General features: G+C 70.7%; 14 protein-coding genes. 4 read left to right on the top strand and 10 right to left on the bottom strand.

The window, feature by feature from the left end:
• Positions 1 to 226: hypothetical protein (locus tag KUF83_RS13065; protein WP_217454817.1), on the top strand; the 226-nt coding region annotated here is incomplete at its 5' end.
• A 203-nt stretch (positions 227 to 429) separates the two neighbouring features.
• Here KUF83_RS13065 and KUF83_RS13060 read toward each other — a convergent pair.
• Positions 430 to 1,437, bottom strand: coding sequence for a stage II sporulation protein M (locus KUF83_RS13060; RefSeq protein ID WP_217454816.1), 1,008 nt, complete (start codon positions 1,435 to 1,437; stop codon positions 430 to 432).
• Positions 1,438 to 1,553: 116 nt separating this feature from the next.
• Here KUF83_RS13060 and KUF83_RS13055 point away from each other — a divergent pair, with 116 nt between their 5' ends.
• A complete protein-coding gene (locus KUF83_RS13055) occupies positions 1,554 to 2,531 on the top strand; it encodes an RDD family protein (RefSeq protein WP_217454815.1) in 978 nt (325 codons plus the stop codon).
• Positions 2,532 to 2,586: 55 nt separating this feature from the next.
• Here KUF83_RS13055 and KUF83_RS13050 read toward each other — a convergent pair whose 3' ends face one another.
• Both KUF83_RS13050 and ahcY read right to left on the bottom strand, forming a co-directional pair.
• Positions 2,587 to 3,231, bottom strand: a complete 645-nt coding sequence (locus KUF83_RS13050; protein ID WP_217454814.1) for a hypothetical protein — start codon at positions 3,229 to 3,231, stop codon at positions 2,587 to 2,589.
• An 81-nt stretch (positions 3,232 to 3,312) separates the two neighbouring features.
• Positions 3,313 to 4,770 carry an adenosylhomocysteinase gene (gene ahcY, locus KUF83_RS13045; protein WP_217454813.1) on the bottom strand — a complete coding sequence of 486 codons (1,458 nt, stop codon included), beginning with the start codon at positions 4,768 to 4,770 and terminating at the stop codon, positions 3,313 to 3,315.
• 458 nt (positions 4,771 to 5,228) lie between these two features.
• On the opposite strand from ahcY, the gene KUF83_RS13040 reads away from it, so the two are divergent.
• Both KUF83_RS13040 and lepB read left to right on the top strand, forming a co-directional pair.
• Entirely contained in the window at positions 5,229 to 7,373 is a 2,145-nt protein-coding gene (locus KUF83_RS13040; protein WP_217454812.1) for a fructose-specific PTS transporter subunit EIIC, read from the top strand.
• A gap of 132 nt (positions 7,374 to 7,505) precedes the next feature.
• Positions 7,506 to 8,177: a signal peptidase I gene (lepB, locus tag KUF83_RS13035; protein WP_217454811.1), complete on the top strand. Its 672-nt coding sequence runs from the start codon at positions 7,506 to 7,508 to the stop codon at positions 8,175 to 8,177.
• A gap of 118 nt (positions 8,178 to 8,295) precedes the next feature.
• Here lepB and KUF83_RS13030 read toward each other — a convergent pair whose 3' ends face one another.
• From KUF83_RS13030 to KUF83_RS13000, 7 genes are all read right to left on the bottom strand, one after another.
• The gene (locus tag KUF83_RS13030) at positions 8,296 to 9,273 is read right to left on the bottom strand and encodes a cation diffusion facilitator family transporter (RefSeq protein WP_217454810.1); all 978 of its coding nucleotides are present in this window, start codon (positions 9,271 to 9,273) and stop codon (positions 8,296 to 8,298) included.
• Between the two features lie 144 nt (positions 9,274 to 9,417).
• Positions 9,418 to 10,569, bottom strand: a complete 1,152-nt coding sequence (gene manA / locus KUF83_RS13025) for a mannose-6-phosphate isomerase, class I (RefSeq protein ID WP_217454809.1) — start codon at positions 10,567 to 10,569, stop codon at positions 9,418 to 9,420.
• 75 nt (positions 10,570 to 10,644) lie between these two features.
• Positions 10,645 to 11,772 (bottom strand): SIS domain-containing protein, encoded by a 1,128-nt coding sequence (locus KUF83_RS13020; RefSeq protein ID WP_217454808.1) that lies wholly within the window; start codon positions 11,770 to 11,772, stop codon positions 10,645 to 10,647.
• A 56-nt stretch (positions 11,773 to 11,828) separates the two neighbouring features.
• Positions 11,829 to 11,999 carry a Trm112 family protein gene (locus KUF83_RS13015; protein ID WP_217454807.1) on the bottom strand — a complete coding sequence of 57 codons (171 nt, stop codon included), beginning with the start codon at positions 11,997 to 11,999 and terminating at the stop codon, positions 11,829 to 11,831.
• Positions 12,000 to 12,137: 138 nt separating this feature from the next.
• Positions 12,138 to 13,502 (bottom strand): phosphomannomutase/phosphoglucomutase, encoded by a 1,365-nt coding sequence (locus KUF83_RS13010; RefSeq protein WP_217454806.1) that lies wholly within the window; start codon positions 13,500 to 13,502, stop codon positions 12,138 to 12,140.
• Between the two features lie 116 nt (positions 13,503 to 13,618).
• Positions 13,619 to 15,235, bottom strand: coding sequence for an L-lactate permease (locus tag KUF83_RS13005; RefSeq protein ID WP_217454805.1), 1,617 nt, complete (start codon positions 15,233 to 15,235; stop codon positions 13,619 to 13,621).
• Positions 15,236 to 15,426: 191 nt separating this feature from the next.
• Positions 15,427 to 15,804 carry a DUF3499 domain-containing protein gene (locus KUF83_RS13000; protein ID WP_217454804.1) on the bottom strand — a complete coding sequence of 126 codons (378 nt, stop codon included), beginning with the start codon at positions 15,802 to 15,804 and terminating at the stop codon, positions 15,427 to 15,429.
• Positions 15,805 to 15,897 lie beyond the last annotated feature (93 nt).

The following is a 15,897-nucleotide window of genomic DNA, read 5'->3' as shown; positions in this document are numbered from 1 at the left end:
GATTTTTGGCACGCTGTTGAGTTCTCAAGGAACGGACGCTTCCTTCGTACTCACCCTCTCGGGCTTTCCTCCGGGCGCTTCCCTTCGTGTTTCCAACCTTACCAGATCCGTTTTCCGTTCCGTTTCCGGTCGGAATTCATTTCCAGTGGCCAGTTGGGAGGCCTTTGCCTATTCGATTGCCTTGCGGCTCTCTTTCGGCGAGTCCGACTTTATCAGAAGTTTTTGACCGGACTGACCGGCCACTCGTTCCTGAATTATCGGGAGGTGCTTCTCCGGAATCGAATTCCAGGAAGCTGACAGATGCTAACTGCCGCCGCCGAACTTGTCCAGCTCTAGGCAACTGTTCGAATCTACCTCCCCACACGTCCCGTGTCAACGGTTTTTGTGGGGCGACGAGGAGACTAGCAGCCTTGGCGGGGCGTCTGCACATCAGGCCGCGGTCGGTACGGAGGCACTGCGCTCGGCCTCCTCCACGTCGCCTGTCTCGCCGGCCCGCGCCGCGCGCCCGCCCAGGACGTAGACGTATGCGAGGAAGAGCAGTTCGGCCGCTATCCCTATGCCTATACGGGCCCAGGTCGGCAGGCCGGACGGGGTGACGAAGCCTTCGATGGCGCCGGAGACGAAGAGGACCAGAGCGAGGCCTATCGCCATGCCCAGTGCCGAGCGGCCCTCCTCCGCGAGTGCAGCCCGGCGGGTCCGGGGGCCCGGGTCGATGACGGTCCAGCCGAGGCGCAGCCCTGTTCCCGCCGCCACGAAGACGGCGGTCAGCTCCAGGAGGCCGTGCGGGAGTATCAGGCCGAGGAAGGTGTCGAGGCGGCCTGCCGAGGACATCAGGCCGATCCCCACGCCTACGTTGAGCATGTTCTGGAAGAGGATCCAGATGACCGGCAGGCAGAGGAAGGCGCCCAGTACCAGGCACATCGCGGCGGCCTGGGCGTTGTTCGTCCACACCTGGGCCGCGAACGACGCCGCTGGGTGGCTCGAGTAGTACGTCTCGTACTGGCCGCCGGGGCGGGTGAGCTCGCGCAGGTCGTCGGGGGCCGCGATCGCGGACTGGACCTCGGGGTGGGTTCCGATCCACCACCCCAGGAGGACGGCTACCGCCGTGGACAGGAGCGCCGTGGGAACCCACCAGTGGCGTGACCTGTAGAGCGCGGCGGGGAAGCCCTTCGTAAGGAAGCGGGTGACATCCCTCCAGGATGCGCGGCGCGTACCTGTCACCGCACTGCGCGCGCGGGCCACCAGTTGGCTGAGGCGGCCGGTGAGCTGGGGGTCCGGGGCGCTGGACTGGATCAGGGAGAGATGGGTGGCCGTGCGTTGGTAGAGGGCGACGAGTTCGTCGGCCTCCGCGCCGGTCAGGCGGCGCCGGCGGTGGAGGAGTGCGTCGAGCCGGTCCCATTCGGCGCGGTGGCGGGACACGAAGACGTCGAGGTCCATCAGGTCGGCTGCTCCTCGGCTGCTCGTCGTGTGGTCAGCTTGTCGCACTGCGGCGCGATGTGCCCTCAGCTTGGCAGACTGGCTGTTCTCAGGGCAGTTCGGGAAGGACGGCGGGCGTGAGTGAGCTTGTGACGGGTGAGGCGGTGGCGCTGGAGTTGCGCCCCGCGAAGCTGCCGAGCCGAATACTGGCCGTGCTGCTCGATCTGGTGGTGGCGGTGGCCGCCTATGTCGCGGTGACGATCGCCCTGGTGGCGTCCACGGCCGCTCTCGACGAGGCGGCACAGATGGCGGTGTCGATCGCCGCTTTTCTTCTTCTGCTGGTCGGCGGGCCGATCGCCGTGGAGACGCTCAGTCATGGGCGCTCGCTCGGGAAGCTGGCGTGCGGGCTGCGGGTGGTGCGTGACGACGGCGGGCCCATCCGGTTCCGCCACGCGCTGGTGCGCGGTGCTGTCGGTGTGGTGGAGATCCTGATGACGTTCGGGGTCGTGGCGTGCATCGCGTCGCTGGTGTCGGCGAGGGGGCGGCGGCTCGGTGACGTGTTCGCGGGGACCCTGGTCGTACGGGAGCGGATTCCGGCGGGGCATACGTCCTTTGTGCCTCCACCGCCGCCGTGGTTGTCGGGGCGGTTCTCCGGACTCGACCTGTCCGGGGTTCCGGACGGGCTGTGGCTGGCCGTGCGGCAGTACCTGACGCGGATGCAGCAGCTGGATCCGCAGGTCGGCTGGGCGATGGCGGAGCGCCTCGCGGCCGAGGTCGCCGAGCGCACCGGGGCTCCGGCCCCGCACGGTGTTCCGCCGGCGGCTTTTCTGGCCGCGGTGGTTCAGGAGCGGCAGGCCCGGGAGGCACAGCGGGCGTTCGGTGGTGCGGCTGCCGGTGCAGGCCCCGTCGGGGGCGCGGGTGTGCATCCGGCCGGTGTGCCGGGTGGGGGCGGGCCGGGCATGCCGTACGGGTCGGTTCAGGCCTCGGGCCCGGTTTACCCGGTGGCTCCCCACCTTTCCGCACCTTCGGCGGCCCCGGCGAACGTCCCGGCCCCGCCGCCCCTGCGGGACGCCGATGCTGAGCGCCCCGCCACCGGGTTCGCCCCGCCCGCCTGAAGTCCGGTTCCCTGCCCGGCCCCAGGCCCCCGGCACTGGCCCCTCAGCACTGTCGTCAGGCGAAGACCGACGGCGGCGATTCGAGGTCCTCGAGCTCGATGCCGGGTGCGGACAGCACCACGTCGCCGGAGAGGTGCACGGTGTGCTGTTCACCGGTGTCCAGGGCTGTGACCTGGTACTCCTCCACGGTCAGGGGGCCGTTGTCAGTGGCGTGTGCTTCTCTCGTGATCAGGGCCCAGGACTGGTCGAGGGTGCGCGGGGCGAGGACCGGGTCCGTGAAGGCGACGAGGCGTACACGCGTGGCGGAGGCATCGGGGGTGAGGCGCAGCAGACGTGCGGTGGCGATGAGGAACGCGGGGGACGAGCCGGTGAAGGCGTGGGCGCGGACATTGCCTTCGGTGGCGTGATCTCCCGTGGGGTCGGTGCGGACCCAGGTGACGCCTTCGAGGGCGGCGCCGCGGACCTGCCAGCCCGACGCGTGGAGTTCGAGGCGGATGGGGCGGCCGCGGTCGTCGAGGGCGAGGTCGACGGAACCGGCGGGGGTGCCGGCTCGGGGGGCGTCCCCGGGCGCCGTGCCGGAAGGGGTGGTCAGTTGGGAGACGTAGCGCCAGCCGGAGGGGCCGGGCGCGCAGTGGAACTGTTCTTCGGCGAGGGGGGTGTGGTCGTGCGGGTCATGGAGCGAATATCGGCCGCGGGGCATGGTGGCTCGGGTCCTCGTAGGGGGCAGGCCCCCGCCGATGACGGCGAGGGCCTGCTGACAACCGGCTGGTGAGCGCTGGGCTCAGTAGCGGTAGTGGTCCGACTTGTACGGGCCGTCGACCTCGACACCGATGTACGAGGCCTGCTCGGGGCGGAGCGTCGTGAGCTTCACACCGAGCGCGTCGAGGTGGAGACGGGCGACCTTCTCGTCGAGGTGCTTGGGCAGCACGTAGACCTCGGTCGGGTACTCCTCGGGCTTGGTGAACAGCTCGATCTGGGCCAGCGTCTGGTCCGCGAACGAGTTGGACATCACGAACGACGGGTGGCCGGTCGCGTTGCCCAGGTTCAGCAGGCGGCCCTCGGAGAGGACGATGAGCACCTTGCCGTCGGAGAACTTCCAGGTGTGGACCTGCGGCTTGACCTCGTCCTTGACGATGCCGGGGATCTTCGCGAGGCCGGCCATGTCGATCTCGTTGTCGAAGTGGCCGATGTTGCCCACGATCGCCTGGTGCTTCATCTTGGCCATGTCCGAGGCCATGATGATGTCCTTGTTGCCGGTCGTGGTGATGAAGATGTCGGCCTTGTCGACGACCTCGTCGAGCGTGGTGACCTGGTAGCCGTCCATCGCCGCCTGCAGTGCGCAGATCGGGTCGATCTCGGTGACGATCACGCGGGCGCCCTGACCGCGCAGGGACTCCGCGCAGCCCTTGCCCACGTCGCCGTAGCCGAGGACGACCGCGGTCTTGCCGCCGATGAGGACGTCGGTGGCGCGGTTGATGCCGTCGATCAGGGAGTGGCGGCAGCCGTACTTGTTGTCGAACTTCGACTTGGTGACGGCGTCGTTCACGTTGATCGCCGGGAACAGGAGGGAGCCCTCGCGCTGCATCTCGTACAGGCGGTGGACGCCGGTCGTGGTCTCCTCGGTCACGCCGCGGATCTCCGAGGCGAGCTGGGTCCACTTCTGCGAGCCGTTCGAGATCGTGCGGCTCAGGAGCTCCAGGACGACGCGGTGCTCGTCGGACTCCGCGGTGTCGGCGGAGGGGACCTTGCCGTCCTTCTCGTACTCGACGCCCTTGTGGACGAGCATGGTGGCGTCACCACCGTCGTCCAGGATCATGTTCGGGCCGCCGGTGGGGGTGTTCGGCCAGGTCAGAGCCTGCTCCGTGCACCACCAGTACTCCTCCAGGGTCTCCCCCTTCCAGGCGAAGACCGGGATGCCCTGGGGGTTGTCGGGCGTGCCGTTCGGGCCGACCGCGATGGCCGCGGCGGCGTGGTCCTGGGTCGAGAAGATGTTGCAGGAGGCCCAGCGGACCTCGGCGCCCAGGGCGGCCAGGGTCTCGATGAGCACGGCGGTCTGCACGGTCATGTGCAGCGAGCCGGTGACGCGGGCGCCTGCGAGGGGCTGCGCCTCGGCGTACTCCTCGCGGATCGACATCAGGCCGGGCATCTCGTGCTCGGCGAGGGTGATCTCCTTGCGGCCGAAGTCGGCAAGGGAAAGGTCGGCGACCTTGAAGTCCTGTCGGTTGTCGACAGTGGTCATACGAGCTGCTCCTCGGGTTGGGGCGAGGTCGGGTTCGGCTGGTCTGCGCGGCGGCGGGCACGGAGCGCCCCACGGGGCACACGAATGCCCGGTGCCTTGCGCAGCGCAGTCCGTCGGAGGCCCTCTCTCCCTCGGTCGGCCCGTTGGGACCGCCCGACCGCCATCAGCAGCGACGTCTGGCTCGGTTACGAATCTACACCGATCGGCGCAGTGGGCCCCAGTCCGCCTCCGGACAGATCCAGCGGATTTCGAGGGTCGGCGGGTAAGGGACAAGGAGTAACAGGCCTGGACAACAAGGGACTTTTGGACCTTTGATCCCGGGCGGGGGGCTGTTGCAGGATGCCGGGGATCGGGAACATGTGCGCGACCTCGCGGTCCGTGATCCCCCACACGCGACACCACCACAGACCGCGACGGCAGACCGTGATCCCCCATGACAAAGGCGTTAGGAGATCGACGTGACCAGTCCGGCCGGCCTTCCCCCCACGGGCGGCGGCAGCGACGAGCGGCGGCGACCCAGGCTGCTCGCGGTGACCGCGTGCCCCACCGGCATAGCCCACACCTACATGGCGGCGGAGAAGCTCTCGCAGGCGGCGGAGCGGCTCGGTGTCGACATGAAGGTGGAGACCCAGGGCTCGATCGGGGCCGAGAACGTACTCACTGACAACGATGTCAGCATCGCGGACGGTGTGATCGTCGCGGCCGACAAGGACGTGGACCTGAGCCGGTTCGCCGGAAAGCGGGTCGTGACGGCCGGTGTCGCCGAGGGGATCCACCATCCCGAGCAGCTGATCGAGCGGGTCAGGACCGCGCCCGTCCACGGCGCGGCAGCCGCTTCCGGGGCCGAGTCGGGGGCCGGGGCGGGGGTCGCAGCGACCGTCTCCTCGGGCCGCGGAAGCGCGGGGCGTGGCGGCAGCGAGCGAGGGGTGGCGTACAAGGCGCTGATGAACGGCGTCAGTTACATGATCCCGTTCGTCGTGGTCGGCGGGCTGCTGATCGCGATCTCGCTGTCGCTCGGCGGGCACACCGATCCGTCCGGCGGCCTGGTCATCCCGAAGGACTCCTTCTGGATGGACGTCAACAACATCGGCGTCATCGGCTTCCAGTTGATGGTGCCGATCCTGTCCGGCTATATCGCGTACGCGATCGGGGACCGGCCCGCGTTGGTGCCCGGCATGATCGGCGGGTGGATCGCCAACACCGGTTCGCTGTACGACTCCGAGGCGGGCGCCGGTTTCATCGGGGCGATCGTGACCGGGTTCCTGGCCGGATATCTGGTGCTGTGGATCAAGAAGGTCGAGGTTCCGAAGTTCGTCCGGCCGATCATGCCGATCATCGTGATCCCGATCGTGGCGACGACCGCGCTCGGACTGTTCTTCGTCTACGTGATCGGCCGGCCCATCTCCTGGGTCTTCGAGCATCTGACGGACTGGCTCAGCGGGATGACGGGGACCAGCGCCGTACTGCTCGGCGCGATCCTGGGGCTGATGATCGCGTTCGACATGGGCGGGCCCGTCAACAAGACGGCGTTCCTCTTCGGTACGGGGCTCATCGCGACCGGCAACCAGGACGTCATGGGCATGTGCGCGGCCGCGATTCCCGTGATGCCGCTCGGGCAGGGGCTCGCCACTCTGATCCGCAGGCGGCTCTACACGGAGCAGGAGCGCGAGACGGGTCTTGCCGCGCTGTTCATGGGGCTGTTCGGGATTTCCGAGGGTGCCATTCCGTTCGCCGCGGCACGGCCGGCGCAGGTCATTCCCGCCAACATGCTGGGCGGTGCGGTGGCCGGAGCGGTCGCCGGACTCGCCGGGGTCGAGGACGCGGTCCCGCACGGTGGGCCGATCGTGGCGGTGCTGGGGGCGGTCAGCGGCGTACCGATGTTCTTCGTGGCCGTGGTGATCGGGACCGTGGTGACGGCGGTGACCACGGTCGCGCTCGTCGGCCTCGGTGAGCGGAAGCGGGGCGGCGGGCAGCGGGTGCTGGCCGACGGGTTCCCGTCGCAGGCGGCGCCCGCGTTCGCCGGAGCGGGCGCGGGTGTCGGAGCAGGCGCGGGTACCGGTGCGGGCTCGGGTGTCGTTGCCGTGCGGCGAGCGGGTGGTGCGCGGAGCGACGGGAGCGTACCGACGGCGGCGGTGCCCGCCGCCGATGACGTCCTCTCCGGGTATCTCACTGAGGAGACCGTCAAGGTCCGGCTCGATTCCGTGGACAAGGAGTCCGCGATCCGGGAGATGGCCGGGCTGCTGGCCGCCACCGGGAAGGTCGCGGACGTCGAGGAGTTGGTGCGGTCCGCCCTGCGGCGTGAGGAGCAGGGCACGACCGGGCTCGGCGAGGAGATCGCCGTCCCGCATGCCAAGACGGACGCCGTGACGGCCCCGGTGGTCGGGTTCGCTCGGTCGGCGGACGGGGTCGAGTGGGGTTCGCTCGACGGTACGAAGGCGAAGCTGGTCTTCATGATCTCCGTGCCGGAGGCCGCCGCGGGGGACGAGCATCTGCGCATTCTGGCGTTGCTGTCGCGGAAGCTGGTGGACGCGGGATTCCGGGAGCGGCTGATGACCGCCCCTGATGTGGCGGCGGTTCTCGACGTGCTGCGCGAGATCCGGTAACCGCACGGACCGCAGGGGGCCGCACCTCGTCGAGGCTGCGGCCCCCTGCCGTTCACCGGCGTCTCCTACCCTCCGCACGCGCGCACGCCCCGCAGGACGCGGAAGTGGCGCCAGAAGGGGAGGGGAACAGAGATGCGTGAGGGACACAGACTGGCGCTCACAGCCTGGGTGTTGGTGCCGTTGGGGCTCGTGTTGCTGATCGGCACCGTGCTGTATGTGCGGTCCGCCTATACGAGGGTCACCGTGGTGAGTTCGAGTATGTCGCCCACGTACACCGTCGGGGAGCGGCTGGTCGTGGAGTTGCTGGACGGACACGAGGTGCGCAGGGGCGATGTCGTGCTCGTCGATCAGCCCGGCCCCAACGCCGGGGGGCCTGTGCTCCAGCGGGTGGTGGCCGTCGGCGGTGACCGGGTGGCGTGCTGCGAGGGCAGTGGCACGGGCGAGCGGGTGACGCTCGACGGGCGGCCGCTCCAGGAGTCGTACGTACAGGACGGTGTCGCCGACGGAATCGGGCGGCCGTACGACCTGACGGTTCCGCAAGGGCGGTTGTTCCTGCTCGGCGACCACCGGGTGGACTCGTTGGACTCCCGGTTCTACGGGCCCGGTGACTCGGCGGCCGCGGTGTCGGCCTGGGCCGTGCGGGGGCGGGTGGTGGACGGCCTGGGCGGCGCCGTGTTCGCGTTCTCGGGCGCGGTGCTCGGGCTGGTGCTCGCGCTCGTCGGGCTCGGCTGCGGGATCGCGGCCCGGGTCGTACGGCGGCGGCGGCCGGTGCCTCCGACCCCGCCCAGGCCCGTGCGGGCGTAGGCGGGGGCGAAGGCCGGGACAGACTTAGCGGCAAGCACGCGGAAGGGCCCGCCGAATCGCTCGACGGGCCCTTCGTCGCGGTACGGGAAAGGGGCGCCCTCCCCCGTACCGCCGGAGATCAGTGCTCGGCGGCCGGGGTGGGGCCGCCCGGGGCCGCCTCCGGGTCCGCGCCCTTGGCGGCTTCGGTCTCGCTGTAGATGTCGGGCTCGAGGTAGATGACGCGGGCGATCGGGACGGCCTCGCGGATGCGGGACTCGGCGGCGTCGATCGCGGCGGCCACCTCGGTGGCCGTCTCGTCGTGCCGGACGGCGATCTTCGCCGCGACCAGCAGTTCCTCGGGGCCGAGGTGGAGCGTACGCATGTGGATGATGGCAGGGACCGTGTCGCCGTCGACGATCGCGGCCTCGATCTTCCTGACCTGGTCGATGCCCGCGGCCTCGCCCAGGAGCAGCGACTTGGTCTCCGCGGCCAGGACGATCGCGATGAGGATGAGCAGGATGCCGATGCAGAGGGTGCCGATGCCGTCCCAGACGCCGTCGCCGGTCGCCAGGGCCAGGCTCACGCCGAACAGGGCGAGGATCAGACCGACGAGCGCGCCCAGGTCCTCAAGGAGGACGACCGGCAGCTCGGGCGCCTTGGAGTGACGCACGAACTGCTTCCAGGACTGCTTGCCACGCGTGAGGTTGGACTCCTTGATGGCCGTCCGGAAGGAGAAGGTCTCGGCGATGATCGCGAAGACGAGGACGCCCACCGGCCAGTACCAGTGGTCGATCTCGTGGGGGTGCTTGATCTTCTCGTAGCCCTCGTAGATCGCGAACATGCCGCCGACCGAGAAGAGGACGATCGAGACGAGGAAGGCGTAGATGTACCGCTCGCGGCCGTAGCCGAAGGGGTGTTCCGGAGTCGCCTCGCGCTTGGCCTTCTTGCCGCCGAGGAGCAGCAGGCCCTGGTTGCCGGAGTCGGCGAGCGAGTGCACGGACTCGGCGAGCATCGACGACGAACCACTGAAGACGAACGCCACGAACTTCGCTACCGCGATCGCTAGGTTGGCGGCGAGTGCCGCCACGATCGCCTTGGTGCCGCCTGACGCGCTCATGTGTTCCCGATGTCCCTTCGTCTGCCGTCGGTCGGCCGCCCGGCCGCCGACCGGCTGCCGTCCCGTGCTTTGCCTGGCCTTTGCGGTGGGTCATTGTTGCAGCCTGGACAGGCGGTGGAGTGCCAGGCCGTCACAGTGACCGCTTCAGGTGATGACGGTGGCGCGGAAAACCGTTCCGTTCCCGGACACTTCGAGCTTTTCGCCCGCCGGTACGAAGACCGACTCACCGGGGCCCAGCGGGTGGTCGCCCGTCCGCACGGAGCCCGCGGTGCACAGCAGGATCTGCGGGGTGCGGAGGGTGAGGTCGTGGGCCGGGGCGCCCTCCGGGAGGACGTACCGGGAGAGGCGGAACTCGTCGATGGGGGTCTCGTAGACCTCCTCGCCGTCCCGGGAGGCCTCGGGGCGCAGTACACCCGGGTCGCCGGCCTCGAAGCGGACGATGCGCAGGAGTTCCGGGACGTCGATGTGTTTGGGGGTGAGGCCGCAGCGCAGCACGTTGTCGGAGTTGGCCATGATCTCGACGCCCAGGCCGTTCAGATACGCGTGCGGGACTCCGGCGCCGAGGAACAGGGCTTCGCCGGGCTGCAGTCGCACGTGATGGAGCAGCATCGCGGCGATGACACCCCGATCGCCCGGGTAGTGGTGGGCGATTCCGGCGTACGGCGCGTGGGCGCCGCCGAGCCGGGCGCAGGCCGCGGCGGCCTCGGTGACCGTGGTGGCCATCGCTTCGGGGTCCGCGGTCAGGACGGCGGTCAACACCTCGCGCAGCGCGGCCTCTTCGGGGCGGGCGTGCAGCAGGTCGACGTACGGCTTGAGGGAGTCGACCTCGAGGGCGGAGAGCAGCTCGGCGGCCTCCAGTGGGTCACGGAATCCGCACAGGCCGTCGAACTCCGTGAGCGCGCAGATCAGTTCGGGCTTGTGGTTGGCGTCCTTGTAGTTGCGGTGCGGTGCGTCGATCGGGACACCGCGGCGCTCCTCGTCCTCGTACCCCTCCCTGGCCTGGGTGAGGTCGGGGTGCACCTGGAGGGAGAGGGGAGCGCCCGCGGCGAGGATCTTCAGCAGGAACGGGAGGCGCGGGCCGAACCTGGCGACCGCCTCGGTGCCCAGCTCGCCCTCGGGGTCCGCGTCGATCACCTCGGTGAGGGGACCGCGGGGCGTGCGCGAGGGCGCTCCCGGGTGGGCGCCCATCCACATCTCGGCCTGCGGCTCACCGGTCGGCTCGGCGCCGAGGAGCAGCGGGATGGCCGTGGTGGAGCCCCAGGCGTAGGGGCGGACGGTGTTGTCGAGGCGGTCCATGCTCTGTCTTCTTCTCCGTACGTGCGCTGGTACACGCGCTGATCGGCGGGTCCGGTCAGGAGGCGTGACTCAAGATCAGGCCGTCGAGGCGAGCGCCAGGTAAACGGCGGCGAAATCCGTGATGGCGATCAGTTCGGCGAGGGTTTCCAGGTCGCCGCCCTCCTCCGGGCCGATCTCGCTGATCGCCGTGTCATGGCTGAGGGCGAGCTCGCGGGCGGCGGGGGCCGCGGTGCGGCCGCCGGCCGGGCGGTCCCGCAGCAGCACCACGCGCGCGTGGATGACCTGTGCCTCCTCGACCCGGTCGCGGAAGAAGTCGTCGGGGTCGGCGCCCGCCGCGAGCGCGCCCGCGAGGAGGACGCTGTGCGTGTGGAGCGCTTCGGGCAGCTCGGCGGTGAGCGCGGGTCGCCCCGCGAGCTCGGCCAGGGCGGCGGCGAAGCGACGGCCCGCGGGACCGGCGGAGTCGCCCTCGGTCCAGATCACCGGAAGCGTCTCGGAGAGCTCGGCGGCGAGTGTCTTGGCGGGGTTGCTGTAGGTCGCGATGGCCGGGCCACAGCGCTCGGCCACCCGGTCGAGACGGTCGGCGACCTTCTGCAGGGCCTCGGGAGGAGCGGCCAGGAGGCCGGTGCGGTCGAGAAGGGCGAGCAGCGGGGTGAGCAGCGCCCACAGCGAGCCGGGCGCCGAGGCGGCGGCCGGGGCCTGCGGCTCGTAGGGGGCGGTCGCCATGGGCACGGTGAGGCCGTGGGCGCCGGCGACGGCCTCGGTCAGCGGGGCCCGGGGCGGACAGACGGCGACGACGGTGAGGCCGCGCCGGTAGGCCTGCTCGACGAGGAGCGAGAGGCCGGGCTCGCTGCCGTCGGGCGTGGCGACCAGGAGCAGGTCGACGGGGCCCGCCCAACCCGGCAGTTCCCAGAGCAGTGCGCCGGCCGCGGGGGCCACTCCGCGAGGGGTGAGCCGGGTGACGGGGCAGGCGGCGCCGGCGAGCGAGCCGAGCAGGTCGGCGACGCAGGTGGCGGCCAGGCCGGGGCCGGCGATCAGGATGGCGCGGGGCCGGCCGTCGGGTTTGAGCTCGGCGATCCCGGCCTCGGTGGCGTGCCGGACGGCGGTGCGCACGCGGGCGCCCGCTTCGGCGGCGCCGCGGAGCAGCTCCCGCCGGTCCGCACGGGCCAGCGCCTCCTGGTCGTCGAGAAGTGATTCGTCGAGCATGGTGGGCAGCCTCCGGACACCTGGCGGGGGTCGCTTCCTCGTGGGCGCGACGGGTCTTACGCGGGGCGGCGGGCCTCGTCGACCAGGAGGACCGGGATGCCGTCCCGGACGGGGTAGGCGAGGCCGCAGTCCTGGCCGGTGCAGATCAACTCGGTCTCCCGCTCCTCGAGAGGGGCGTGGCAGGCCGGGCAGGCCAGGATCTCCAGGAGGCCGGCTTCGAGCGGCATGTCAGGTCCCTTCGGGGGCGGAGGAGTGCGAGGTGGTGCGGTGATGTGGCCTGGTCAGGGTACCGCCGCGGGCGGCCGGGCGCCGGGGGTGTCGCACCCTCGCCGCCCGTGCCGTCCCGTCTCTCCTTCGGGGAGGGCTCAGCCTCTGATGATCGCGAGGACCTCGTCGCGGACCTTCGTCATCGTCGTCTCGTCGCGGGCCTCCGCGTTCAGGCGCAGGAGGGGCTCCGTGTTGGAGGGGCGGACGTTGAACCACCAGTCGGCGGCGGCGACCGTGAGGCCGTCGAGTTCGTCGAAGGTGACGTCCTCGCGGCCCTCGTAGGCCGTCCTGATCGCGGCGAGGCGGGCCGTCTGGTCGTCGACCGTGGAGTTGATCTCGCCGGAGCCCGCGTAGCGGTCGTACTGGGCGACGAGGGCGGAGAGCGTGCCCTCCTGGCCGCCGAGGGCCGCGAGGACGTGGAGCGCCGCGAGCATGCCCGTGTCGGCGTTCCAGAAGTCCTTGAAGTAGTAGTGCGCGGAGTGCTCGCCGCCGAAGATCGCGCCGGAGGTGGCCATCTCGGCCTTGATGAAGGAGTGGCCCACGCGGGTGCGTACCGGCGTGCCGCCGTTCTCCCTGACGACCTCCGGTACCGACCAGGACGTGATCAGGTTGTGGATGACCGTGCCCTTGCCGCCGTGCTTGGCCAGCTCGCGGGAGGCGACCAGGGCCGTGATCGCGGACGGGGAGACCGGCTCGCCGCGCTCGTCGACGACGAAGCAGCGGTCGGCGTCGCCGTCGAAGGCGATGCCGAGGTCGGCGGACTCCTCGCGGACGCGCTTCTGGAGGTCGACGATGTTCGCCGGGTCCAGGGGGTTCGCCTCGTGGTTCGGGAACGTGCCGTCCAGCTCGAAGTACATCGGGACGAGGTCGAGGGGCAGGCCCGCGAAGACCGTCGGGACGGTGTGCCCGCCCATGCCGTTGCCCGCGTCGACGACGACCTTCAGGGGGCGGATCGAGGTCAGGTCGACGAGGCCGCGCAGGTAGGCCGCGTAGTCCTCCAGCGTGTCCCGCCGGGTGATCGTGCCCGGTGTCGCGTCCGAGGCGGGGGCCCCCGAGTCGACCCAGGACTCGACGAGCTCGCGGATCTGCGTGAGACCGGTGTCCTGGCCCACGGGGGCCGCGCCCGCCCGGCACATCTTGATGCCGTTGTACTGGGCCGGGTTGTGCGAGGCCGTGAACATCGCGCCGGCGAGGTCGAACGCGCCCGACGCGTAGTACAGCTGGTCCGTCGAGCACAGCCCGATCTCGGTCACGTCGACGCCGCGCGCCGCCGCTCCGCGCGCGAAGGCCCCCGACAGACCCGGTGACGAGGGGCGCATGTCGTGCCCGGTCACGATCGCGTCCGCTCCCGTCACCTGTGCGAAGGCCGCGCCGAACAGCTCGGCCAGCGTCTCGTCCCACTGGTCCGGGACCACCCCTCGCACGTCGTACGCCTTCACGAGCTGTGACAGATCAGCGGTCACGGCCAACCTTCCTGGAGTCCTCAACGGTGACCCCAAACTACCCGTAGGGTCCGACACCCGGCCGTGCGGGATCTGAGCGGTCACATACGGACATCGCACTCGGGCTTCCCAGGGGCTCACGGAAGCATCCATTCCAGGACGGGCGAGCTCTGCGCGACGACGATCAGGCACATGACCAGCAGGAGTCCGAGGCTCCACGGGAGCACCTTGCGCAGCAGGTCGCCCTCGCGGCCCGCGAGCCCGACCGCCGCGCAGGCGATGGTGAGGTTCTGCGGCGAGATCATCTTGCCGAGGACGCCTCCCGAGCTGTTGGCGGCCGCGAGGAGCTCCGGGGACAGGCCGGACTCCCTCGCCGCGGTCACCTGAAGTGCGCCGAACAGCGCGTTGGCCGAGGTGTCCGAGCCGGAGACGGCCACACCGAACCAGCCGAGGACGGGTGACAGGAAGGCGAGTCCGGCGCCGGCCGCCGCCACGAAGTGGCCGATGGTGGCCGCCTGTCCGGACAGGTTCATGACGTAGGCGAGTGCCAGGACGGACGTCACGGTGAGGATCGCGAACCTCAGCTCGTGGACGGTGGCCGCCCACTCCCTGAGGGCCACGCGCGCGTGCACACCGATGACCGCCGCCGTGCACACCCCGGCGAGCAGCACCAGCGTGCCGCCGGTGGACACGACCGGCCAGATGAAGACGTTGCCGCCGACGGGGTCGCCGTCCGGGTTCGCGACGTTCAGGAAGGGCCAGTCGAAGGTGCGGGTCGCCCGCGACAACAGGTCCTTCACCGCCGGGATCTGGGCGACGGAGAAGATCACGACGATCAACGCGTACGGGGCGTACGCCCGCAGCACCTCGGGGCGCGGGTCCTCCTCGTCCAGGTCCTCGCTGCGTACGCCGGTCAGGACCGCGGCCCGTACGGGCTCGGCGGCGGGCCTGCGCGCCTGCGGCACCGCCATCAGGGCGCCCGCGCCGGCCAGGGCGGCGCCGATGTCGGCGAGTTGGGCCGAGACGTAGTTGGAGGCGGCGAACTGGGCGACGGCGAAGGCGAATCCGCACGCCACGGCCGGGATCCAGGTCTCACGCAGGCCACGTCGTCCGTCCACCAGAAAGACGAGCACGAGGGGCACCACGAGGGCGAGCAGCGGGGTCTGGCGGCCCACCACGGAGGCGACGGAATCCAGTGGCAGGCCGGTGACTTGAGCCAGCGTCACGACCGGGGTGCCCATCGCTCCGAAGGCGACCGGCGCGGTGTTGGCGACCAGGGCGACGACCGCGGCACGGACGGGCTCGAAGCCGAGCGCGACCAGCATCACCGAGCAGATCGCGACGGGCGCGCCGAAGCCCGCGAGGGCCTCCAGGAGCGCGCCGAAGCAGAACGCGACGACGAGCGCCTGGATGCGCGGGTCGTCTGAGAGCCGCCCGAAGGAGCGGCGCAGGATGTCGAAGTGCCGCGTGCGGACGGTCATCCGGTACACCCAGAGGGCGTTGACGACGATCCACAGGATGGGGAATAGGCCGAATACGGCTCCCTGCGCGGCGCTGGAGAGCGTCTGGCCGACGGGCATGCCGTACGCGAGCAGGGCGACCAGGGCGGCGGCCGCGAGGCCGGTGAGGCCGGCCAGGTGCGCCTTCATGCGGACCCCGCCGAGCAGGACGAGGACGATGACGAGGGGCAGGGTCGCGACGAGCGCGGAGAGGCCGAGCGAGCCGGCCACGGGCTCGAGCTCCTGGACGTACACGGCGCCTCCCCCGATTCCGCTGTGCGGAAAGTGATGTCTCACGGCGATGACTCACGGGCGGGAAAATGGTCGTGTCCACGCCAAGCGTGCGTCAATGGCCGTGCGTCATCGGGTGAAACGTGCACCGAATGCACACGGAGTGAAGTCCCCGTCGGAGAAAGGGGGTTGCGAAGTCCGGCCCGGAAAGCGGTTCAGGAGTCCGGTGAACGCAGAACCCGCAGGTGGCCGCGTCGGCCGGCTTCCACCGGGTTCGCGGAGCGGGCGCCGGCGCCCCCTGTCTGCGCGGCACGCTCCTGCGGGCGGGCCGCCTCACGGACCGCGTTGGCGAGCGCCTCCAGGTCGTCACCACTGGGACGGGAGGGAGCGGAGCCGTCGGCGAGCCTGACGACCTCCCAGCCACGTGGGGCGGTGAGGCGCGCGGAGTGCTCGGCGCACAGGTCGTAACAGTGGGGTTCGGCGTAGGTGGCGAGCGGGCCGAGGACCGCGGTCGAGTCGGCGTAGACGTACGTCAGCGTCGCGACGGCGGGACGGCCGCAGGCGGTGCGCGAACAGCGACGTACAGGGCTCACGACGTTGGACGGTACCGCACTCTTGAGCGGGCCGCGACGACTCTCCCCCGGGTCACCCCACCGTGTCGTGCTGTGACGCCTGACACAGGGGGT

This window comes from Streptomyces sp. BV286 (assembly GCF_019090165.1).
Lineage (GTDB): Bacteria > Actinomycetota > Actinomycetes > Streptomycetales > Streptomycetaceae > Streptomyces.
Note: the sequence above shows the minus strand (reverse complement) of the source record. Positions and strands in the feature narration are given on the sequence as shown.